This is a genomic window from Burkholderiales bacterium, assembly GCA_013695435.1.
Classification (GTDB): domain Bacteria; phylum Pseudomonadota; class Gammaproteobacteria; order Burkholderiales; family JACMKV01; genus JACMKV01.
Map to the genome: position 1 here is coordinate 1 of JACDAM010000002.1, position 20,606 is coordinate 20,606.

Annotated in this window: 22 protein-coding genes; 11 read left to right on the forward strand and 11 right to left on the reverse strand. The window is 61.1% G+C overall.

All coding sequences use genetic code 11. The features are described 5' to 3' along the window. Window positions 1-353: 353 nt before the first annotated feature. From H0V78_00020 to H0V78_00040, 5 genes are all read right to left on the reverse strand, one after another. The gene (locus tag H0V78_00020) at window positions 354-1,046 is read right to left on the reverse strand and encodes a hypothetical protein (protein ID MBA2350212.1); all 693 of its coding nucleotides are present in this window, start codon (window positions 1,044-1,046) and stop codon (window positions 354-356) included. A 213-nt stretch (window positions 1,047-1,259) separates the two neighbouring features. Continuing rightward, window positions 1,260-1,574 (reverse strand): hypothetical protein, encoded by a 315-nt coding sequence (locus H0V78_00025; protein MBA2350213.1) that lies wholly within the window; start codon window positions 1,572-1,574, stop codon window positions 1,260-1,262. A gap of 93 nt (window positions 1,575-1,667) precedes the next feature. Further along, entirely contained in the window at window positions 1,668-2,018 is a 351-nt protein-coding gene (locus tag H0V78_00030; protein MBA2350214.1) for an EF-hand domain-containing protein, read from the reverse strand. Between the two features lie 28 nt (window positions 2,019-2,046). Then, the gene (locus H0V78_00035; protein ID MBA2350215.1) at window positions 2,047-2,388 is read right to left on the reverse strand and encodes an EF-hand domain-containing protein; all 342 of its coding nucleotides are present in this window, start codon (window positions 2,386-2,388) and stop codon (window positions 2,047-2,049) included. 122 nt (window positions 2,389-2,510) lie between these two features. Beyond that, on the reverse strand, window positions 2,511-2,816 hold the full coding sequence (locus tag H0V78_00040) for a hypothetical protein (GenBank protein ID MBA2350216.1): 306 nt from the start codon (window positions 2,814-2,816) through the stop codon (window positions 2,511-2,513). A 285-nt stretch (window positions 2,817-3,101) separates the two neighbouring features. Between H0V78_00040 and H0V78_00045 the strand changes: the two genes are divergently transcribed. Beyond that, window positions 3,102-3,536, forward strand: coding sequence for a CBS domain-containing protein (locus tag H0V78_00045; protein ID MBA2350217.1), 435 nt, complete (start codon window positions 3,102-3,104; stop codon window positions 3,534-3,536). Between the two features lie 285 nt (window positions 3,537-3,821). Next, the gene (locus tag H0V78_00050; GenBank protein ID MBA2350218.1) at window positions 3,822-4,595 is read left to right on the forward strand and encodes a competence/damage-inducible protein A; all 774 of its coding nucleotides are present in this window, start codon (window positions 3,822-3,824) and stop codon (window positions 4,593-4,595) included. 119 nt (window positions 4,596-4,714) lie between these two features. Here the strand turns inward: H0V78_00050 and H0V78_00055 are convergent, their stop codons facing one another. Beyond that, complete coding sequence (locus H0V78_00055) at window positions 4,715-5,272, reverse strand: phasin family protein (protein MBA2350219.1); 558 nt, start codon at window positions 5,270-5,272, stop codon at window positions 4,715-4,717. Window positions 5,273-5,475: 203 nt separating this feature from the next. Between H0V78_00055 and H0V78_00060 the strand changes: the two genes are divergently transcribed. From H0V78_00060 to H0V78_00070, 3 genes are read left to right on the forward strand one after another with little or no spacing between them, the layout of a single operon-like run. Further along, entirely contained in the window at window positions 5,476-6,606 is a 1,131-nt protein-coding gene (locus H0V78_00060; protein MBA2350220.1) for an ABC transporter permease, read from the forward strand. Then, on the forward strand, window positions 6,603-7,421 hold the full coding sequence (locus tag H0V78_00065) for an ATP-binding cassette domain-containing protein (GenBank protein ID MBA2350221.1): 819 nt from the start codon (window positions 6,603-6,605) through the stop codon (window positions 7,419-7,421). Before H0V78_00060 ends, H0V78_00065 begins: the two co-directional genes overlap by 4 nt. A gap of 2 nt (window positions 7,422-7,423) precedes the next feature. Further along, window positions 7,424-8,488: an MCE family protein gene (locus tag H0V78_00070; GenBank protein ID MBA2350222.1), complete on the forward strand. Its 1,065-nt coding sequence runs from the start codon at window positions 7,424-7,426 to the stop codon at window positions 8,486-8,488. Window positions 8,489-9,165: 677 nt separating this feature from the next. Here H0V78_00070 and H0V78_00075 read toward each other — a convergent pair. Beyond that, window positions 9,166-9,831 carry a class I SAM-dependent methyltransferase gene (locus H0V78_00075; GenBank protein ID MBA2350223.1) on the reverse strand — a complete coding sequence of 222 codons (666 nt, stop codon included), beginning with the start codon at window positions 9,829-9,831 and terminating at the stop codon, window positions 9,166-9,168. 105 nt (window positions 9,832-9,936) lie between these two features. Here H0V78_00075 and H0V78_00080 point away from each other — a divergent pair, with 105 nt between their 5' ends. Then, entirely contained in the window at window positions 9,937-10,713 is a 777-nt protein-coding gene (locus tag H0V78_00080) for a class II glutamine amidotransferase (protein ID MBA2350224.1), read from the forward strand. A 175-nt stretch (window positions 10,714-10,888) separates the two neighbouring features. Beyond that, window positions 10,889-11,209: a hypothetical protein gene (locus H0V78_00085; GenBank protein MBA2350225.1), complete on the forward strand. Its 321-nt coding sequence runs from the start codon at window positions 10,889-10,891 to the stop codon at window positions 11,207-11,209. Between the two features lie 262 nt (window positions 11,210-11,471). Here H0V78_00085 and H0V78_00090 read toward each other — a convergent pair whose 3' ends face one another. The 4 genes from H0V78_00090 to H0V78_00105 are packed head-to-tail and all read right to left on the reverse strand — an operon-like array spanning window position 11,472 to window position 16,191. Then, window positions 11,472-12,287: a formylmethanofuran dehydrogenase subunit C gene (locus tag H0V78_00090; GenBank protein MBA2350226.1), complete on the reverse strand. Its 816-nt coding sequence runs from the start codon at window positions 12,285-12,287 to the stop codon at window positions 11,472-11,474. Further along, window positions 12,284-13,192 (reverse strand): formylmethanofuran--tetrahydromethanopterin N-formyltransferase, encoded by a 909-nt coding sequence (fhcD, locus tag H0V78_00095; protein MBA2350227.1) that lies wholly within the window; start codon window positions 13,190-13,192, stop codon window positions 12,284-12,286. The genes H0V78_00090 and fhcD overlap by 4 nt, the downstream gene beginning before the upstream one ends. Beyond that, window positions 13,189-14,853 (reverse strand): formylmethanofuran dehydrogenase subunit A, encoded by a 1,665-nt coding sequence (locus H0V78_00100; GenBank protein ID MBA2350228.1) that lies wholly within the window; start codon window positions 14,851-14,853, stop codon window positions 13,189-13,191. Before H0V78_00100 ends, fhcD begins: the two co-directional genes overlap by 4 nt. 24 nt (window positions 14,854-14,877) lie before the next feature. Then, on the reverse strand, window positions 14,878-16,191 hold the full coding sequence (locus H0V78_00105; GenBank protein MBA2350229.1) for a formylmethanofuran dehydrogenase subunit B: 1,314 nt from the start codon (window positions 16,189-16,191) through the stop codon (window positions 14,878-14,880). 355 nt (window positions 16,192-16,546) lie between these two features. On the opposite strand from H0V78_00105, the gene H0V78_00110 reads away from it, so the two are divergent. The 4 genes from H0V78_00110 to H0V78_00125 form a co-directional block, all read left to right on the forward strand. Further along, window positions 16,547-17,587 carry a GHMP kinase gene (locus H0V78_00110; protein ID MBA2350230.1) on the forward strand — a complete coding sequence of 347 codons (1,041 nt, stop codon included), beginning with the start codon at window positions 16,547-16,549 and terminating at the stop codon, window positions 17,585-17,587. A 49-nt stretch (window positions 17,588-17,636) separates the two neighbouring features. Further along, entirely contained in the window at window positions 17,637-18,563 is a 927-nt protein-coding gene (locus H0V78_00115) for a methylenetetrahydromethanopterin dehydrogenase (protein MBA2350231.1), read from the forward strand. Beyond that, window positions 18,535-19,686, forward strand: a complete 1,152-nt coding sequence (locus H0V78_00120; GenBank protein ID MBA2350232.1) for an ATP-grasp domain-containing protein — start codon at window positions 18,535-18,537, stop codon at window positions 19,684-19,686. Before H0V78_00115 ends, H0V78_00120 begins: the two co-directional genes overlap by 29 nt. Continuing rightward, on the forward strand, window positions 19,683-20,606 hold a 924-nt coding region (locus tag H0V78_00125; GenBank protein ID MBA2350233.1), incomplete at its 3' end, for a methenyltetrahydromethanopterin cyclohydrolase. The genes H0V78_00120 and H0V78_00125, both read left to right, overlap by 4 nt.

Genomic DNA, 20,606 nt, shown 5'->3' on the forward strand with positions numbered 1-20,606 from the left:
GCAACTAACACCGCCATCCCGGCGCGCGGACACGTTACCGCGAAAGCGGCCGTTTGCGGGGAGCGCGCCTTGGCCCCGCCTCCCGCAAGCTGGCCTGTGGCTAACGTGTCGGCGGGGCGCGCGGACACGTTACCGCGAAGCGGCCGTTTGCGGGGAGCGCGCCTTGGCCCCGCCTCCCGCAAGCTGGCCTGTGGCTAACGTGTCGGCGGGGCCTTCCCCCGTCAAGGGGAAAGGAGAAAGTGCTGTCGCTTTAAGGGAAAGGAAATCGACGGGGACTCGCGAAACGTGATGATCCTTGCAAAGCAGACGTGAAAAGGGGCCGTCAGGCCCCTTGATATGATAGGCGGGAGGGACTACCTGAACACTTCGATGCCACCGCCGCCGCTGCCGCGGACCGGAGGTGCGCTGATCGTTTCTTTCGGTCCACCATTTGCCGTTCCCGGTTGCAGCGGGTCGACGCGGCGTGGATCGAATTCGCGCGGGTCGACCGGACCGGCGCTGCCGGCGGCGCCGCGGATTCGACTGTAATCTTCATCCGCTTCGTCCGCGCTGCCGAAGCGCGGATCCAGGTAGTGCCTGCCGTTCTCCGGCGTGGCATCGGTTGGGCGAGTGGGGTCGGTACGCGCGTCAAGCGGCGGCGTGGCGTCGGCCGGCGTGGTCGCGTCACGCTCTACCTTCGAGGTTTGCGGTGTTGTCGACCAGCTTGAACCATCCGCTCCGGCCGGACCTGATCCTCCGGCGGCGCCGTACCCGTCGGGTCGGTCGGCGTATGAATTATTCCGCGCGGCGCTCAGTTCGTCTCCCGAAATCTGGCCATCGCCGTCTGCATCGACCGTCATGAAATCGAGCACGGTTCCGCCGGCGCCGATTTGCGCCTCGCCTCTGCTGACGACGTTATCGCCGTTGGTGTCGAGCCGCTCCATGCTGAGCGTCCCTTGCGATTGCATTTGCGATGAACCTTCGATCACGCCGTCCGCCGCAGCATTCGTGGCTATGAGCGGCGAAGCGAATGCACAGGCGATAATCCAGGGCAGGTGCTTTTTCATAACGGGCTCCTTTGTGGTGTTTGCTCGATCGATAGATGTTTGAGAGAGCAATCGCCGCGTCGTTCAGTGTTTGCATAGCCGGGAACGACGCAAATTTCCAGATGATGCTTTCCGAATGCAGGCGACTGGGGACGCTGCGAACAAACGAAGGTAGGCGAAGACGGACATCAAATAAAAAAGGGGCCGCCAGGCCCCTTTATGATGCTTTGACGCTTACTGCGCTTTTTTCTTCATTTTTTCTTCGTCTTTCGGGGTTGCAGCGGGGTCGATCGGCCTATCGCTGCTCGAACTGCCGGCACCAGGCTGGGCTGCGGGCTCAGCCGCACCGGCCGGCCCGGCAGCGCCGGCATCGCGCTCGCTTGCACCCTGATCTTTGCTGCCGTCGGTGGCGCGTGCGGCTGGTTGCTTCGTGCTTTTCTCTGCGCCCGTGGTCGCGCTGGCATCTGCGGCGGAACCTGCCTTATCGGTCGCGAGTGCGTAGGTCGAGCCCAAGGCGAGGGCGACGGCTAATGCGATTTCCTTTCTCATGTCCAGCTCCTTTTGATGGTTAATCAAAAAACTACGACTAATACACCGCGCTTTGAAACTGTGGTCAACATTTGCTCACGCTGGCCGCTTCGATCACTTCGCTTCGGGACCGGATGGGCCCGCTACACCGCGTTCCGTCGCGCCATGGTCTTTGGAACCATCGCTGGCGCGTGGTGTGGTCTGCGCTGCCGCGTATTCATCTTTCGAAACGCGTCCGTCACGGTTTTTATCCGACGCCATGAAATCCATCGCCGGACTCATTTTTCGAGCAACGGCGCTCGCTTCGTCCTTGCTGACGTAGCCATCCTTGTTGGCGTCAGTCTGATCCCAAATCGCCGAATGCCTGGCTGCGTCGGACGCTTCCTCCGCGACAGCCAGCGCGGAACCCATGAGCAGCTTGGAACCCAGCATCACGGCTACGGCTAAGGTGATCTGGTTTCTCATCGCGAGATCATGGGTTCCCAATCGTTGTTTACTGCTTTTTCATCTTGTCGTCGGACGCTGCAGCATCGGGCGCCGGTCCGGCGGGTCCTGCCGCGCCGCTGCCCGCTCGCAAGGCCGCGAACTCGTCTTTGGAGAGACGACCATCGGCGTTTACGTCAATGGACGCGAAATCAGCCGCAATTTTGGCTTCCTTCGCTTCCTCCTTGCTGACGTAGCCGTCCTTGTTGGCGTCAACTTGATCCCATCGCATCGTTTGTCCGGCGGTTGCGGAAGTCGCGCCGGCATCCACCGAGGCGCCCGCTTTATCGCCGGCGCTGGCCAAGGTCGAACCCAAGGCGAGAGCGATAGCTAACGCGATTTGCTGTTTCAATCGATAAACTCCTTTTGTTCGGGATTATTCAGGGACTGGTTTTCAGGGACTGAAATGGAACGGATTAAAGGGGCGAACCTGGGGGAGGCGGACCCCTTTTAACCGTTGCAGTACTGTTACTGTTATTTCTTTGCCTTGTCTTCTTTGTCGGCGTCACCGGCCTTGACTTCGCCGCTGGCGTTGGTCGTCGCGCTGGCTCCGGCGGCATCGCCGCTGGCTGCACCGCTCGCGCCTGTAGTCGCCTCGGGACCGGCCGCACCGGCCGCACCTTCTTTCATCGCTACACCGGATTTGGGCTGCGCTTGATCTTGCGTAGCCGACTTCTCGGTGGCCGGGGCCGAAGTCGAATCGCTTTTATGCTTGTCGCCAGCGATGGCGAATGTCGAACCAAGGGCGAGAGCAATTGCGAGTGCGATATGATTTTTCATGGTGTTGTTCCTTATCTGGTTGGTCTGATGATTATCTGGCGAAAGCCATTGCTGGCCCGTTTTAGCAAACGCTATGCCACATGTATTTGTCTATACAGAATAGGCGTTTAACACATTGCCAAAGGGAAGAGGCCAGGTCATTGGGTGAAAAGCTGTTGGGCTCAGGCGACGCCGAGCCGGGAAATCGCATGTCTCTTACCTAGCGGCCTGTCGCAGTTAGGCGACAGAGCAGGGGCGCAAGAAAAGGTCTACACTAAAAACAGGAGTAGCGAGCGAGGACTGCACATGAAAAGCGTCGAGGAACTGCTGCGTAATAAACCCCCCCGGCCATTGGCCAAGGTCGCCCCGGATGTTTCCGTCTATGAGGCGGTCCGCTTGATGGCGGAATACAACATTGGCGCGCTGATCGTTTGCGATGGCGACGGGAAAATGGTCGGCATGATCAGCGAGCGCGATTACGCGCGCAAAATCGTGCTGCAGGGCCGCTCATCGCGCAGCACGATGGTCCGCGACATCATGAGCGATAAGGTCGTTACCGTGATGCCGACCCAGGACATCGAAGACTGCATGATCCTGATGACGCAAAAGCGCATACGCCATCTTCCGGTCGTCGAGAATAGCGAGGTGTTAGGCCTGCTGTCGATTGGCGACCTGGTGCAGGCGACCATCTCCGAAAAGGAGTACATCATCCATCAGCTCGAAAACTATATACATGGATGAACGGAGCAGATTCTAAAGTTCGCGCCGATGATTGACCAGGCTTCATCGTCCGATTTACGCTCCGCCCGCAATCCTTGAGTCGCAGCCCGAATGTCATGCATTGGGCAAGGCTCGCAACGCGGCAGACGCGTTTTCGGGCGCCAACCCTTCGGGCCGGGGTCAATGTGAGCGCATCCCTTTGTCGCAAGCCGCTGGTTGTGGCCGACACAACGGCGCGTCCTGCTTCGCGGCCTGCGCTCACATTGACCCCGGCGCAGGGCTGAATTATTCACGGACAAGCTCTTAATGCCCGCTCGCACTGCGCGTTTCGGCGCCATCATCATCGGCGACGAAATCATGCGCGGCAAGCGCGAAGACAAACACTTCGCGAAGCTGCGCGAATTGCTCGCCAGCCGCGGTCTGGTTTTGGCCTGGAGCCTGTATCTCAATGACGATCCCGAGCAGATCACGGCAAGCCTGCGCGCGTCGTTTGCTCAGGAAGACGGTACCGTTTTCTGCTTCGGCGGCATCGGCGCTACCCCGGACGACTACACACGGCAATGCGCGGCGCGCGCGGCCGGAGTCGGACTGTATCGTCATCCTGACGCGGTCGCCGAGATCGAAGCGCAATTTGGCGCCTCCGCCTGGCCCCTGCGCGTGCTGATGGCCGAATTGCCGCGCGGCAGCATCATCATTCCGAATCCAATCAACCGCGTTCCCGGCTTCAGTCTGGGTTCTCATCATTTCCTGCCGGGCTTTCCGGAAATGGCGTGGCCGATGGTCGAATGGCTGCTCGATTCGCAGCATGCCGCTTCAGCAGCCCCCTTCGAGCGGGAGCGCGCCATACTTGTGTTCGGCGCTTACGAAAGCCTGCTGCTCGAGCTGATGAATCGTTGCGTCGCGAAATTTCCCGCGGCGAAGTTGTTCAGCCTGCCGACCGTCGGGCGCGCCGATCGACGCATCGAGCTGGGTGTTCGCGGCGAGCCCGAAGCAGTCGATCGGGCGATAGAGTATCTGAAGCAAGGTGTCGCTGAGTTCGGCTTCGATTGGCGCGACGCAGCCGATTGTTCCGATGACTGACATCGGTGCTACTACTACAATACAAAGCGCGAGATCAGGCAAAAAAAAGCCCCGCATCGCGGGGCTTTCAGGCACGGGGTAGGAGGATTACCCGCGAGCTTCCTGCCAGTTGCACTGCCTTATGATGTTTTTTTCTTGCCTTGACCGGCGGCGTTGCCGGCTTGCGCAGCGACACTATTTACCGTTGCTTCCGCGCTATCCTGAAACTGCTTGGCTGTTTTCGACAGATTTTCGTACGCGGTATTGGCTGCGGCGATAGCTGATTTCACAGCGGCGACGGCCATGCCTGAAGCACCCGGTGCGGTTTTCTCCGCGCTATCGATCGCTTCCACCACCTGACGATTGAAGTTGGCGGCTTGTTCTTCGACCAGTTTGCTGAGTTCCGTCTGAGTCGAGGTCGCGACGTTGTAAATGCTGCGCGCGTAGTCGGCCGCCTGTTCGACGCTCGGCTTGACCAGATTGGTGCGGAGTGTATCGAGTTCCTGCACATCCTTGACGGACGATAGCGCTTTGGCGTTTTGTGCGCTGATCGCAAACGCGTTTTTGGCGGCTTCGACCTGAATGGCGATCATGCGCTCTGTGCTGCCGAGGATGATGCTGGCGTAGCGCAGCGCGGTGTCGACATTGGCTTGAGCGACGGCTGAAAGTTGTTCCTTGACTTTGCTTGTGTTATCCATGCTGTGTTCTCCATTCGTGAGTGTGTAAATTGCTCGGGTACAGCGCTCCGGTGCCACGCTTGATTCTCAGCATTGCTGCACCGCACAATTTGTATTGTACGGCAATCTGCTTATATGTCAATACTATTTATGTCAATACCTTTGACAGATGTTTTTGCGGTTGCGGCGATGCGTAACACCGGCCCTGGCGCTCGCTCAGGCTTATGAGCGAGCTCCCCTCCGAAGGTGAGCTTCCTTCCTTTGCAACCACGGAGTCACCGGCATCGACAGTCGCCCTGAAAGGGGATTGGACGCTGGACACTTTGGCGGCGCGCATCCCGCCGCTGACGCAGCAAGCGCGCCGTTACAGCCGGCGTGCGTGGGATTTGCGCGAGATTGGGAGCATCGACGACGCCGGCGCGACGCTGTTGTGGCATGCATGGGGGGCGCAAAAGCCGGCAGAGCTCCTGTTGCGTCCCGAGCAGGAGGCATTGTTCAACCGGCTTGCGGAAGCGCCAAAACCGCCGCGCGCGCGGCGTCGGCGCGTCTGGTCCGCGCTTGCGCCGGTTTCGAGGGTCGGTGAGCGCGTCGTCGATATCATCGATCACCTGTCCGCCTTCACCTCCCTGCTCGGCCAAACTGTGCTCGATGTCGCGCGCATCGCCGGCAACCCGGCGCGCATGCCGTGGCGCGAAATCTCGGCCAATGTTCATCGCACCGGCGCGCAGGCCTTGCCGATCACAGCACTCGTGAGTTTTCTGATCGGCATCGTCTTGAGCTATCTGTCGGCGCGGCAACTCAAACTGTTCGGCGCCGACGTTTATATTGTCGACATCCTTGGCATCAGTATCCTGCGCGAACTCGGGCCGGTGCTGGCCGCCATCCTCGTCGCCGGGCGCTCGGGCTCGTCGATGACCGCCCAGCTCGGCGTGATGCGGGTCACGCAGGAACTCGACGCGCTGGCGGTGCTCGGCATCCCGTATTCGCTGCGTTTGGTGTTGCCGAAAATCGTCGCGTTGGCCATTGCATTGCCGTTACTGGTGCTCTGGACCGACGCGATCGCCTTGCTGGGCGGCATGGTCGCCGCCGGCGCGGAATTGAATATCGGCTACCGGCACTTCATTTCGGCGCTGCCCGGCGCGGTGCCGGTCGCGAATCTGTGGCTCGGTTTGGCTAAGGGCGCCGTGTTCGGCGTTCTGATCGGACTGGTGTCGTGCCACTTCGGCTTGCGCATCAAGCCGAATACCGAAAGCCTTGGCGCTGGCACGACGAATTCGGTGGTCACCGCGATCACCGTCGTGATCCTGGTCGATGCGATCTTTGCCGTCGCGTTTTCAGAAGTCGGGATTCCGTGAGCGCAATCGTCAGCGTCGAAGGCTTGTGGACGCGCTATGGCAAACAGGTGATTCACCGCGATCTCGATCTCGATGTGCGGGACAGCGAAGTCCTCGGCATCGTCGGCGGATCGGGCAGCGGCAAGACGACGCTATTGCGGCAGATGCTCGGACTCGATCGCCCGATGCGCGGCGCCGTCAAGGTTTTCGGGCACGATTTGGAAACCGCCAGCGCGGCCGATCTGAGGCGCATGCGCAGGCACTGGGGCGTGCTGTTTCAGCACGGTGCGCTGTTTACCGCGCTGACTGTATTCGACAATGTCGCGCTGCCGTTGCGCGAACTGCGCGCGCTGCCGGCGCCGATGATCGCCGATCTCGTCATGCTAAAATTGCGCATGGTTGGAATCGGCGCCGAGCATGCGCCGAAAATGCCGTCGCAGTTGTCGGGCGGCATGATCAAACGTGTCGCGCTGGCCCGCGCGCTCGCCCTTCAGCCGGAGTTGCTGTTTCTCGACGAACCCACGGCTGGCCTCGATCCGGAAAGCGGCGAAAGCTTCGTCGAACTCATCAATACCTTGCGCAAGGAATTGAAGCTGACGGTGGTCATGATCACGCACGATCTCGATACCCTGATCTCGCTCGCCGATCGCGTCGCCGTGTTGGCCGATCAGCAGCTGATTGCGGTCGGCACACTGGACGAGATCGTCAACATACGCCATCCGTTCATCCAGAGTTTATTTCACGGTGAGCGTGGCCAGCGCGCACTGGCCGCCGTCGACGGCACCGGCGATAGCAACGATGATGTGGCCACAGCCGCCCGCAACAACATCTCCTGAGCATGGAAAATCGTTCACACGCATTGCTGGCCGGATTGTTCACGCTGCTCTTGGGCGCGGCGCTGGTGCTCGCCGTGCTGTGGTTCCGCGGCGATACGCTGGGCACGGAGCGCTATCTTCTGGTTTCCAGCCACTCGGTATCGGGGCTCACGCCGCAGGCCGCCGTGCGCTATCGCGGCGTCGCAGTCGGCAAGGTCGAAAGCATCGCGCTCGATCCGCAAAATCCGCGCACCGTGCTGGTCGAAATCTCGGTCGATGAAACGACGCCGATCACGACCGCGACCTACGCCCAGCTCGGCTACCAAGGCATCACCGGCCTGTCCTACGTGACGCTCGACGACGGCGATGAACAGGGCGAGCCGCTTAGGCCGAGCGCGGAATCGATGGCGCGCATAGCGCTGCGTCCCTCCTTGCTCGATCAGGTCGGCAGTTCGGGGCAGGAGCTGATCGCGAGCATCAACGAAATCGGCGACCGCGTTAAACTTTTGCTGAGCGACGAGAACCGCGCCCACGTCGTCAACACGCTGGAAAGCCTCGACCGCGCCGCCTCGCACATTGCCGACGTCGCGGCCGATTTACAGCCGGTGGTGCAGGAGTTGCCGGCCCTGACCAGCCGCATCGAACAGACGCTGGAGCCGCTGCCCGATCTGATTGCGCATCTCGATCAGAGCGCGCAGACCCTGCCCGGCTTGAGCAAGGATGCGAGCCATGCCTTGCAAGGCGCCGATCAGGCATTCGCAAGCCTCGAACGGCTTGCCGGCGAAATCAGTCGGCGCGTCGATACGCTGAACAGTGTTGCCGCCAGCGCCGACCGGGTTGCCGACAGCGTCGACAGCTTCGGCAAGGCCAGCGACGACATCAGCGGCGCGCTGCTCGGCAGCACGCTGCCGCAGATGGAACGCCTGATCGCCGATCTGCAGGACAATTCGCAACGGCTCGACCGCTTGCTGATCGAATGGCGCGAGCAACCGCAAAGCCTGTTGTTCGGCAGTTCGGGACGCGTGCCGGGGCCGGGCGAACGCGGTTATGCAGCGCCGGCGGATGCGCGCGAACCGGCGCGCCGATGAAGCGTAAAGCCGTCTTGCTGGCTGCCGTGCTGCTCACCGCTTGCTCTATAGGCCCGCGGCCCGCTCCACCAATCACGACTTACGATTTCGGGCTGGCCAGGGATGAATCGGAGCGTTCGGAGCAACTCAATCCCGACGCCAGTATTGCGCTAGCCGAAATCACCGCGCCCGACTGGCTGGACACGCCGGCGCTGCACTATCGCCTCGCTTATATAAACCCGAATGCTCGGCGCGCCTATGCGGATAGCCGATGGGCAGCGTCGCCCGCGGATCTGCTGACGCAGCGGCTGCGCCAGCGCCTCGCCGCCGCAGGCTCGACGCCGATGACGAATCAGGATAGTTCGAATGCGGATTTCACGCTGCGCGTGCAACTCGAAGAATTCGCCCAGGTCTTCGATTCGGCCAGCAGCAGCCGCGCCCTGGTTCGTCTGCATGCGACGCTGCTCAACGGCGGGAAGCGGCGCGGCAAGAGCGGCGAAGTCGCGCAACGGACTTTCGTGGTCGAAAAGCCGGCCAAAACCGCCGATGCCGAAGGCGCCGCGCTGGCCTTGACAGCAGCCAGCGATGCAGCGATCGCGCAATTGCTCGACTGGCTGGCGCCGCGGCTGTCCGACCGTGAGGCGCCTCTCGTCGGCGGGCTGGACGGCCCTGCATGCACACCGATTTCACCGCAATGGTCACAGGCTTTTCAATGCCAGCGTCATCCCGTCGCCGATCGGCACCAGCGAAAGTTCGACGCGCTGATCCCGATACAAATGCCGATTGAACGACCGTATCGCTTCGGTTTCCTGCTCGTGGTCAGCGGTGTCGGCGACCTTCCCGGACCATAAGGTATTGTCGATTGCGATCAGCCCGCCCGGGCGCAGCAATTCGAAACAGCGCTCGTAATAAGCCCGGTAATTCTCTTTGTCGGCGTCGATGAAAGCGAAATCGATAGTGCCGGCCTTGCCTTCCGCGAGCAGTCGATCGAGCGTTTCGATCGCGGGCGCGAGACGCAATTCGATCCGGTCACGCACGCCGGCTTGTCGCCAGTAGCGCTCGGCGACCGCGGTCCACTCTTCGCTGACGTCGCAAGCGATGATGTTGCCATCGGCGGGCAGCGCAAGCGCCACGCACAGCGCGCTGTAGCCGGTATAGACACCGACTTCGATGCAGCGCCGGGCGCCCATGAGCTTGGCAAGCAGCGCCATGAATTGCCCCTGTTCGGGCGCGATCTGCATTCGCGACAAGCGCTGTCCGGCAGTCTCATCGCGCAGCGCACGCAAAACTTCAGGTTCGCGCAGCGATACCGATAACAGGTATTCGTAAAGCTCGTCCGAAAGCGCGAAGGTTTTATTCGACATGACAATGTGGCAGTTTTTTACCGGCGATGTTCAAAGCGGCGGACGTTCGCTCTATACTGCAATGCAAATCAACGCTCGAAAGCGCAGCGTTTCTTCAGGAAGCTTATGTGCCAACTGTTGGGAATGAATTGCAACGTTCCGACCGACATCTGTTTTTCGTTCGAAGGTTTTCGCGTGCGCGGCGGCCAGACCGATCATCACGCCGACGGCTGGGGCATCGCGTTTTTCGAAGGGCCGGGCTGCCGATTGTTCCTCGATTCGAAATCGGCGGTGGATTCGCCGGTCGCCGATCTCGTGCGCCATTATCCGATCCATTCCAAAAACGTCGTCGCCCATATCCGCAAGGCGACGCGCGGCCCGGTCGCGCTCGAAAACACGCATCCGTTCATGCGTGAACTGTGGGGGCGCTACTGGATTTTTGCGCACAATGGCACGCTCGAAAATTTCCAGCCTGCGATCGGCAATCGCTATTGCCCGGTCGGCAGCACAGACAGCGAACGCGCCTTCTGCTATATCCTGCAAACGCTGTGCCGCTCGTTTCCGGACGGTGAGCCCGACCCCGAGCGGGTGATGCAAACGGTCGCCGAACTCGCGCGGGAAATTTCGCGCCACGGCGTTTTCAATTTTTTGCTGTCCAACGGCGAGTACCTGTTCGCGCACTGCTCGACGCAGTTGTGCTACATCGTCCGCCAGGCGCCGTTTCCGACCGCGCATCTGCGCGACCGCGATGTGACGGTCGATTTCACCGATGTTACGACGCCGGATGATCGTGTCGCGATCATCGCGACCGCGGCTTTGACCGACAACGAAACCTGGACAGCCATGCAGGCCGGCGAATTTTTGCCATTCCGCGATGGTTTGCCGCTAAGGAGAGCCGCATGATCGTTGTACGATATGCATTGAGCATATGGCTGCTGGCGGCCTGCGCAATGCCTGCGATTGCCGCCGCCGATCTAAGCGGCAGCAAGAAAATTTCTCTGGTGACCGCTACGGGGGAAAAAACCGCGATCGGTCACGTCAAATTCGAACGCAAAACAGCGGCTACACATTCAGGGTCGTGCCCGCCGATGCGCCTTTCGGCGACTACTTTCTGGCAATGCGCCCGTTCACGTGCATTGCCGATAGGGTTCAGCACGTCTGCCATTTTCCGTACCGGTCGAGCGGGCAGATTCGCGCCGACGATCTGGTCGATCTGGAATACGCGCTGATGTTCCTGCACAAGAAGCCGCAGGAAGTCAGCGTCGATCCGTGGAATGGCGTGTATTACAAGATGCGTATCGTGGATTCACGCATCGAAGGCATCGTGCACAACGTCGATATGAATCTCGTCATCACAGCACCTTTCGATATGGTCCGCACCATGCTGACTGTGGTGTAACGCTGTCGATATGAATCTCGTCATCACAGCACCTTTCGATACGCCCGAGCGCCTGATCCGCGCGCAAGATCTGAATGCGGCCGGCCCGGGCTCGCACCGTTTTCCGCGGCTGTTGATCGAGTAATCAGCAAAGTCCGTCATTGCGACCCCGGACTCGATCTGGGGGGAAGCAATCCCGTCTTTCAGTAGTATCAAGAGCTTAGAGATTGCTTCGTTGCAATAACGCTTCTCGCAATGACACGTTGCGGTTTTCAACAAACTCCTAGTCCGACCAGATAAGAATCTCACCCTTGCCGCCATTCGCGTTATCGCCGGCGTAGCGGCGGACGCGCTTTCGCGGTTGCAGTTCGGCAAAACAGCCGGGCAGGGCGCCCCAGGATTTGATCAGGAGCGGCAGGAAATTCAGATTGTGCGTGCCGCAATCGCTGAACAACGCGGATAGCTGTTGCGGCCTGGACGACAAGAGCAGCGTGCCGCGTTTCATGCCGAAGCCGCAATGGTTACCGACCTTGCCCAGCACCGCGATGGTGCCGGCCAGCATGCGCGAGCCGCAGTAATCGCCGGCATTGCCCTCGATCAGTATCGCGCCGCGGCGCATGTGATCGCCGATGCGCTCGCCGGCCGAACCGCTGACGATGATGGTCCCGCCGGCCATGCCGTGGCGGAATCCGGGCAGAGCAGCGCCAAGGAAATCGCCGGCGTCGCCGTTAATCCGCAGCACGCTGCTTTTCATCCCGCAGCCGGCATAGGCGCCGGTATTGCCTTCGATCGTCAGCGTGCCGCCGCGGATGTTGAATGCGGCATAGGCGCCACAATCACCGTGGACAACGACGCTCCCCTGCGTCATGCCGTGGCCGATGTAATCGAGTTTGCTGCAACTGTTTTCAATGGCGATTTCCGTCGCGTCATCACCGCCGATATCGAACAACTCAGCCACTTTTATTTTCCGATTGCCGGATTGCAATTCGATCGCGGCAATCGCATCGGGCTTCAGCCCTGTGAGTTTGTCGGGCGTGAGAGGCGACAGATCGACGCGCTGCGGTGGTCGCGCTTTCAGTTTGAAAGTCAGGCCGCTCATTGCACGGCTTCCCGCATGATTTCGCGCAAATGAAACTGGAATTGCCCGAGCTTGCCGCCGTAGTTGCCGGCCGTGATGCGACGGATGCCGCCGCCCGTGCCGAAACTGCAGACGGCGGCGATGCCGGCTTTCATTGCCGCGCGCACGTCGGCTTCGGTCAAGCCATCGATGACGATTTCAAGCACCGCTTCGACGCCTTCCGGCAACTCGGACTTCGTTGCGCCGCGCAATGTCGGGCAAAACGCGTCGTTTGTCGATGCCATCAGCGCCTTGTATCTGGAGCCGACCTTGGATCCCGAACGCACAACGCCGCCCGGAAACGGCATGATGACGTTCGGCAGCTTGCGCATCGCTTCGATCGCCGCTTCACACGCGGTCAGCACCTGTTCCTGGGTGTCGCCGAGGATCAAAAAATTTCCGCCGCCGACCGCTTTCACCATGCCGGTCGTTTCCTCGGCCAGGAATTCGCCGTCCATCACCGGCACGCGCCAGTACCGGCGGCCGGCTATCAGTTTCGAAATCTGGAAACCATCGCCGAAGTAGCGCAGATTTTTGCCTAGCGGCAGTTTTTCACCTTCGATGATGCCGGCGAAAACCGCCGATGTCGGCGAGGTCAGCACGCACTGGCCCACGCGGCGCTCAAGCTGCTTGGCCAATTCCTTGGTCGAAACCGCGAACAGCAGAACCGACGCGCCCGGGCGCCCGTCTGGCGTTTCTCTACGAGGAAGCTTGCGTTCGATTCCGGCTTCGCAGCCGCACCCGATCACCGAAGTGGCGAAACCGGTGACGGCATTCGCAGAGTGATAAGCCCACTTCAGATTTTGCGCGGTGATCAGAATCCGCGTCGCCTTCATGCCGAAAGCTTCGGCAAAAGTGTCGTCTATCAGGACGCCGTTGATGTTCATCGCTTGTGGCAGGCGTGCACCATCGCTCTCGCGCCGTGCCCGCATTCGCGCAACTGATCGGCGGTGATTTTGAAATTATCGAGCTGTATGGTCTGGTAGCGCTCGAAGTACGGCCGCAGGCGTTTTTCGATGCCGTGGTCGAACTCGGGCTGGACGACATGCACGTTGCCCCATGTGACTTTCACCAGCTTGCCGTCCTGCACGACGAGTTCGCCGTCCTTGAACACATAGTCGGGTTTCTCGAACATTGCCTGACGATCGGCGTTATCTGTGTAGACGGTAATATCGGCCGCAGCACCCGCCCCGAGATGACCGCGATCGGCGAGCCCCAGCGTTCGCGCCGGCCCCGCCCGCGTCATGATCGCGATGTCATAAAGCGAATATTCGCGCGCGATGCTGGCCAGGGTCGACAGCGCTTTCGCATCATTGCTGAGGGTCGCGAACATATCGTTGCGGAAGCTCTTGTCCATCAGGAGCCGGATCAGATGCGGATAGGTGGTGAACGGCGCGCCGTTCGGATGATCCGTGGTCAGAAAAATCCGCCACGGATCATCGACCAGCAGGAAGATTTCGAGGCCGATCGCCCATTGCAGCGCGTTGACGAAATTCTGGTCGCGATAACGGAACGGCACGACGCCGCAGCCGGCATCGCACTCGATATCCATCACGACCCAGCGATTCGGATTGGCGAACGGCGCATTGCGGTATTGCGCCATGCTGTCGCCGGAGGCCGTTACGGTCTGGCCGAACATGACCTGACCGACATCGCACGAAATGTTTTTATTGGCGTTGATCGCTTCGGCGATTTGCGCCGCGCCCGACGAGAATTTGCGGTCGCCTTCAAGGCCGTAACTGTGAAACTGGATATGCGTCAGATGCATCGGCAATCCGTCAGGCGCGCCCATCGTGTCGAGCGTCGTTTGCAGATTGCCGGGAACGCCGAGATTGCAGCCGTGCACGTGCAGTGGAAACGGCACACCGAGATCAGACAGCGCGCGCGTCAGGCAGCCGAGAATGCGCCGCGGCGTTACGCCGTAATGCGCATTCGCCTGGTCGAGATCGAGCTTGCGCTGATTGAACTTGAACGCCGAAATGCCGCCCGGGTTTACGACCTTGATGCCTATGCATTGCGTCGCATGCAGCGTCCATGCGACATAATCGTTGATAACTTGCTGATCGGCGTTTTCGGCGAGCAGGCGCAGCAGAAAATCGTCGCTGCCGAGCATTGCATAACCGCCCTTGTCGACAATCGGCGTGTCGCCCATTTCCATGTGCGCCTGGCGCGCGTTGAACGGAAGAACCGCGGGTTCGAAACACGCGGTGTAGCCCATTTCAGCGTAGTGGTAGCCGGCGCTCATGGTCGACGGCGCGGCATGGCCGCAGCCGGAACGCTTGAGCGGTGTGCGTTGATGGGCGTGGTTGGCGTGGTCTTCGATCATCATGTTGCGCGCGATGTTGACCTTGCCGCCGCCCACGTGTGTATGCAAATCGATTGCGCCGGCCATGACAGTCTTGCCGCGCAGGTCGAACTCGCGATCGATGCGCTGGTCGATGCCCGGCGCATCGATGATGCGGCCGTCGCGGACGTAGATATCGCGCGCCTGGCCGTTGATCTCGTGCGCCGGATCGTAAACGCTGCCACCCGTCAGTTTGCTCAGCATAGGCAAAATCGAGTCAGAGTGATTTTATTCATCCGAAGTCAACTCGTTTTCGATGGCAGTCAGGACATCAGCCGTGCTCGCTATTCCGCTGGCGCGCAGTTTGCGCAGCGGCAGCGCGACCACGTTATCGCTGCGGAACTGGTGGCCGGAGTGATCGGCCCCCGGTGTCGCGATCGGAATATAAACTTGCGGCTCGCGCTCGAACGTCATGCCGACGCGGCCGAGGACTATGGTCGGCGAATCGCAGACGGGCGGCAGGCGGCGCGCATCGAAGCTCGAAATCCAGACCAGCGCATCGATTTCGTTCGCCGCTAAAAAACGCTGGCTCGAATGGTGGTAGGGATCATAGTTCGGGTAACCGCCGTTGAAACTGGTGCGCAGCGCGTAGCCGCTCTGCCATGCGCTGACCTGATTTGCTGTCAGGTCGCCGTCGCTGCCGCCAAGCGGCAAGCCGCAAAAGCGGCCGCTGCGAGTCAGGTCTTTCAGCATTTCGCACAGACTTTGCACGGTCAGCTCGGCATGCGGGAAATCGAGATCGGCTGCCGCCCATATCGCGACGCCATAAGCCGCATCGCGGATTTTCGCCGCGAGCGCCTGCAAGGTCGCGAGCGGAATGCCGGCGACCGCATCGGCATCCAATGCGCGGCCGTCGACGAGCACGCGCAGCGCGCCGATGACCTCGCCCAAATCCGAATTTTTGCAGCCTGTATGGCTGGACTGAGGGTACGGCGCGCGGCCCGATTGATGACCGGCCGACGAAGCGCCGGGCCCGACAGCTTCGCCAAGGTAGACGATTTCGCGCGGCAGCCTGCTTTCAGTGAACAGCGTGTGCGCAGGCCACACCATGCGTTCGAAAAATCGTGGAAAGCGGCTGACGATATCGGTGCCGACGACGAGGATAAAATCGGCGCGGTTGCGGATTTCAGCGAACGTCGTCGTCACCCAGCCGGTATCCTGCAAGACGGCCAGATTGCGGAAATTCGCGGCGCTGTTCATATGATCGATAACGGCGCCGCAACGGTCGGCGAGCGCCAATGCCGCGCGCATGCCGCTGACATCGGTTGCCAGCCCGCCGATAAACGGCCGCTGGGCGCCGCGCAGGATTTTCGCGGCGCGCGCGATCGCGTCTTGCAGCGTCGCGTTCTTGCCGTCGATGCGCGGCGCGCCTGCCCTGGCGTCGAGGCCGGCGAACGCAGGCTCACTTATCGGACAACCGTTTTCGAGAACGCGCAAGTTACCGGTTTGCGAATTCGCACTGATCGTGAGGTCATCACAGAGCAATCCGCAGAACGGACAGGTCACATTTTCGAAACGCTGCTCGGGAAATTCGGTGGTCATCGGAAGGAAGCTTAACAGGCGGGTAAAGAAATTAAAATTGCGGGTAAAAAATCCAGAACCTGTGAGCAGAAAATATGCCATTGATAGCGCATCGACAGGCCGCATTGACAGGCCAGCGGGCGAGAAAAAATTGCCATCACCGGCCAATGCCGGTATTTTGGCGTAATTCCAGGCGCGAATAACCCGGCCCGGCATTGCGAGACATCTGCAATTGCTCACGCTGCGTGACAACCTGCTTCGTCGCCTGCTCCGCCTGCGTCGCAGCGGCAGCGAAATTACGGTACAGCCGTCTGATAAAAATCAGAAATTCCGAATGGCATAATAGTTGCGCTAAGTCGTACGATTAAACTCCCCAATGAACAGAACCAAGCCATCCCAGCGCTCGGTCGTCGTCGAAGCTCCGGCGCGCCTGCACATGGGGTTTCTCGATTTCGGGCGTCTGGGCGGCCGGCGGTTTGGCGGCGTTGGGCTCACGATAGATGGCTTGAGCACGCGAATCCGCGCCGAGCGCGCGACTTCGAATTCGGCAGGTGCAGGGTATCCTCGCATTTTGCCGTTGCTCGAGATCCTGCAGCGCAAGTTCGATCTCCATACCATGGATACGAACGGTGGTTGCGTACGCATCGAGGTTGAAAAATCGATTCCCGAACACGTCGGGCTTGGCTCCGGGACGCAAATGGCGTTAGCCGTCGGCTGCGCGGTTGCGCGGCTGTTCGATCTCGAGACGTCGGCCAGCACGGTCGCGGCGCTGCTCGATCGCGGCCGCCGTTCCGGTATCGGCATCGGGGCGTTCGATCAAGGCGGTTTTCTGGTTGATGGCGGCTCCGCCATCATCGGCGATTCAGGCGTACCGCCTATCGTCAGCCGGCTCGCTTTTCCAGCGCACTGGCGCGTGCTGCTGGTGTTCGACGACAGCGCGCAGGGCCTGCACGGCGGAGAAGAAAGCGGCGCCTTCTGTGCGTTACCCATGTTTCCGGAAGCCAGTTCGGCGCAATTATGCCGGCTCGTTCTGTTGCGCGCCTTACCCTCGCTGCAGGCCGCGAATATCGAGGAGTTCGGCGCGGCGATCACGGAATTGCAGCAAGCCATCGGCGATTATTTTGCACAGGCTCAGGGCGGGCGTTACGCCAGCCCTCGCGTCGCCGAAGCGCTGGCCTGGTTCGCCGGGCGCGGTGCGTCGGGCATCGGCCAGAGCTCGTGGGGGCCAACCGGTTTCGTTATCGTCGAAAGCGAAGACCGCGCACAAGTTCTGCTGGAAGCCGCGCGCGCCTGGTGGAATGGAAACGGCGGGAATGGACGTACTGCGCTGCGCTTCGCGGTTTACCAAGGCCGCAATCGCGGCGGCGAAATTTGGGTGAGGGAAGCGCGGGCGCAGAATGCCGCCAATTACGCGTGAACTCGATGCGGTTCAATCCGCGCTTGATTAACTAACCACCACCGGAGCAATGGAAAAACGTTTTTTACTGCACATGATGACGCCGACCCGCAACGTCAGTCCGTTCGATGTGAACATGGCTTACGACGCCGGGTATGACGCGATTACCTCCTACACCGAAGTCACGCTCGCCGAAGTCGCGGGTCTGACCCAGGATGCGATTTTTTCGCGCGGCCCGAAAGGCGTGAAGCGCACCGGCATTTTCATCGGCGGGCGCGAAATCGGTATGGCGGCCGACATGCTCGATGCCGCGCGCAATTCGATGGTGCCGCCGTTCGAAGTCTCGGTGTTCGCCGATCCGAGCGGCGCGTTCACGACGGCGGCGGCGATGGTAGCCTCTGTCGAGCGCCAGTTGAAAGAACATCACAAGCGTGATCTCCAAGGCTGCAAGGTGCTGATCCTCGGCGGTACCGGTCCGGTCGGCCTGGCGGCTGCTGTGCTGGCGTCGTCGTCAGGCAGCGATGTCATGGTCGCAAGCCATACCAGCGTCAACCGGGCGCAAGTGGCGGCCGAAACAGCTAACGCGCGCTACGGCGCCGATACCAAGGCGGCCGATGCGAGTTCAAGCGAGCAGAAAACGCAATTGCTGAAAGACGTCGACGTCATCATGGCCACTGCCAAGGCCGGCGTCCAGGTGCTGTCGGCCAGTGAATTGGCTGGCGCGGCGCGCCTCCTGGTCGCCGCCGACATCAACGCGGTGCCGCCAGCGGGTATCGAAGGCGTTGGCCTGATGGATAACGGCAACGCCGTTGCCGCCGGCTCGGGCAAGGCCATCGGTATCGGCGCGCTTGCCATCGGCAACGTCAAGTATCAGGTGCAGCGAGGCCTGCTCGAAAGAATGCTCGAAGCGGACGAGCCCTTGTATCTCGATTTTCGCGATGCGTTCGTGGCGGCGCGGGAATACGTCGGTGTTATTGATCGCCGCACTGGCAAGTAGAGCCCTCGCGCAATCCGCGCACCGCGCCGGCGTCGCCGTCGTTGCGCTCGATTTGTTCGGCGATGTCGATACGCGGCGCTACGCGCGCGCGACGCAAAAAATCGCGCCGCGCGGCGATGGCGTTTACGGCTTCGACGCCGAAGATTTGCTGCGCGCCGCCGACACGCTGTGCCCGAGCGAGCAATGCACGGGCCTGGTCGTGGGCGCCGGCTTCGAAGATTGCCCCGATCTTCTGACACGCTTGTCGCGAGGGCGCAAGTTGTACGGCAATACGCCGGATACGGTCGCCCGGCTGAAACACCCGGCTTCTTTTTTCGGTTTGCTCGATGGTCTGGGAATGCCGCATCCGCGGATTGCTTTCGATGCGCCGGACGATCTCGAAAGCTGGCTGATCAAGCGCTGCGGCGGCAGCGGCGGGGGTCATGTATCGGCGGCGACGGCGACCGCGGCATCCGGCGCCGGCTCGTATCATTCCGCAGCCCACTACTACCAGAGATTGACATTAGGGCGTTCGGTATCGGTTCTGTTTCTGGCGAATGGCGAACGCGCTTCTGTCGTCGGCTTCAATCAACAGTGGAAGGCCAATCGTGCCGCAAGCTGTGCCGCCTCAACCTATCTCTATGGCGGCGCTATCAATCGCGTGATGCTCGGGCAAGTTTTGCAGAGCGAAATCGCCGATCGGCTCGATCGTCTGGTGTCCGAAACCGGTATGGTGGGCCTGAATGGCATGGATTTTTTGCTGACTGGCGGGGATGATTACAGCGTGCTCGAAATCAATCCGCGACCGCCGGCGACGCTGGATCTGTACGATGCCGATTTCCCGTTGTTCGAGTGGCATTTGCGAGCATGCGGCGGCGAACTTCCGCCGCAGCGCCCACCGACGCAATTGCCGTTCATGGTGCGCGCCCACGCCATTGTCTACGCGCAAAACAATGTGACTATCGCGCCGGACACGCAGTTTGCGCCGTGGTGCAGCGATATTGCGCCGCCGGGCAGCGTGATCATGCGCGGCACGCCGGTTTGTACGGTCCACGCTGAAGGCTGCGAGCCCAATTCAGTCATGCGATCGTTGCGTGCGCGCGAGCAACTCGTCGATATTGCGCTATGGAAAAAAGCAGCATGAAGAGCCCGTCCGAATCGAAGCCCAGCCTGAATGAAACCGGCAAGCCGGAAGCGGGCAAAGCGCAGGCGCATCCCAGTGTTAACGCACTGGCCGCGCCATTGGTCGCCGCGCTGGTGCGCGACGCCGAGATGCTGCGCATAGGCGTAGAGACCGCGGCCGCAAGCGAGGCCGGGGGCGCCGGCGCGCGCATCATCGATGCCGGTATTGCCAATCCCGGCGGGATCGAAGCCGGTCGTCGCATCGCCGAAATCTGCCTGGGTGGCCTCGGCGCGGTCAGGTTCGAAAGCGCGTCCGGCGCCTGGCCGCTGTCGGTCAGCGTGCATACCGCGAACCCGGTGCTCGCCTGCCTCGGCAGCCAGTACGCAGGCTGGAGTCTGTCGCACGGCAGCGGCAAAGGCGCGTTTCATGCGCTGGGCTCGGGGCCGGGCCGCGCGCTGGCTGGCAAGGAAGAGCTGTACGCCGAACTCGGTTATCGCGACAGCGCCGATTCCGCCTGCCTGGTGCTCGAAGTCGATCGTCATCCGCCGCCTGAGGTCATCGACAAAGTCGTGCGCGACTGCAAGCTGCCGGCCGACAGTCTGACCTTTATCCTGACGCCGACTTCAAGCCTGGCTGGCGTCGTGCAGATCGTCGCCCGCGTGCTCGAAGTCGCGCTGCACAAGGTGCACGCGCTCGGCTTTCCGCTCGAGCAGTTGATCGATGGCGCGGGCGCCGCGCCGCTGCCGCCGCCGGCCAAAGATTTCATGACCAGTATGGGCCGCACCAACGACGCGATCCTGTTCGGCGGCCGCGTCCAGCTATACCTGCGCTGCAGTGATGAAGCCGCGGCCGATCTCGCGCAAAAGCTGCCGAGCAGTGCGTCGAAAGATTACGGCAAGCCGTTCGCGCGCATCTTCAAAGAATGCGGCTACGATTTTTAC

What these genes read in the sequence shown, in the direction of transcription:
- H0V78_00020 (MBA2350212.1), bottom strand. Translation starts at nt 1,046, where the DNA reads ATGAAAAAGCACCTGCCCTGGATTATCGCCTGTGCATTCGCTTCGCCG.
- H0V78_00025 (MBA2350213.1), bottom strand. Translation starts at nt 1,574, where the DNA reads ATGAGAAAGGAAATCGCATTAGCCGTCGCCCTCGCCTTGGGCTCGACC.
- H0V78_00030 (MBA2350214.1), bottom strand. Translation starts at nt 2,018, where the DNA reads ATGAGAAACCAGATCACCTTAGCCGTAGCCGTGATGCTGGGTTCCAAG.
- H0V78_00040 (MBA2350216.1), bottom strand. Translation starts at nt 2,816, where the DNA reads ATGAAAAATCATATCGCACTCGCAATTGCTCTCGCCCTTGGTTCGACA.
- H0V78_00045 (MBA2350217.1), top strand. Translation starts at nt 3,102, where the DNA reads ATGAAAAGCGTCGAGGAACTGCTGCGTAATAAACCCCCCCGGCCATTG.
- H0V78_00050 (MBA2350218.1), top strand. Translation starts at nt 3,822, where the DNA reads ATGCCCGCTCGCACTGCGCGTTTCGGCGCCATCATCATCGGCGACGAA.
- H0V78_00055 (MBA2350219.1), bottom strand. Translation starts at nt 5,272, where the DNA reads ATGGATAACACAAGCAAAGTCAAGGAACAACTTTCAGCCGTCGCTCAA.
- H0V78_00060 (MBA2350220.1), top strand. Translation starts at nt 5,476, where the DNA reads ATGAGCGAGCTCCCCTCCGAAGGTGAGCTTCCTTCCTTTGCAACCACG.
- H0V78_00070 (MBA2350222.1), top strand. Translation starts at nt 7,424, where the DNA reads ATGGAAAATCGTTCACACGCATTGCTGGCCGGATTGTTCACGCTGCTC.
- H0V78_00075 (MBA2350223.1), bottom strand. Translation starts at nt 9,831, where the DNA reads ATGTCGAATAAAACCTTCGCGCTTTCGGACGAGCTTTACGAATACCTG.
- H0V78_00080 (MBA2350224.1), top strand. Translation starts at nt 9,937, where the DNA reads ATGTGCCAACTGTTGGGAATGAATTGCAACGTTCCGACCGACATCTGT.
- H0V78_00090 (MBA2350226.1), bottom strand. Translation starts at nt 12,287, where the DNA reads ATGAGCGGCCTGACTTTCAAACTGAAAGCGCGACCACCGCAGCGCGTC.
- fhcD (MBA2350227.1), bottom strand. Translation starts at nt 13,192, where the DNA reads ATGAACATCAACGGCGTCCTGATAGACGACACTTTTGCCGAAGCTTTC.
- H0V78_00100 (MBA2350228.1), bottom strand. Translation starts at nt 14,853, where the DNA reads ATGCTGAGCAAACTGACGGGTGGCAGCGTTTACGATCCGGCGCACGAG.
- H0V78_00105 (MBA2350229.1), bottom strand. Translation starts at nt 16,191, where the DNA reads ATGACCACCGAATTTCCCGAGCAGCGTTTCGAAAATGTGACCTGTCCG.
- H0V78_00110 (MBA2350230.1), top strand. Translation starts at nt 16,547, where the DNA reads ATGAACAGAACCAAGCCATCCCAGCGCTCGGTCGTCGTCGAAGCTCCG.
- H0V78_00115 (MBA2350231.1), top strand. Translation starts at nt 17,637, where the DNA reads ATGGAAAAACGTTTTTTACTGCACATGATGACGCCGACCCGCAACGTC.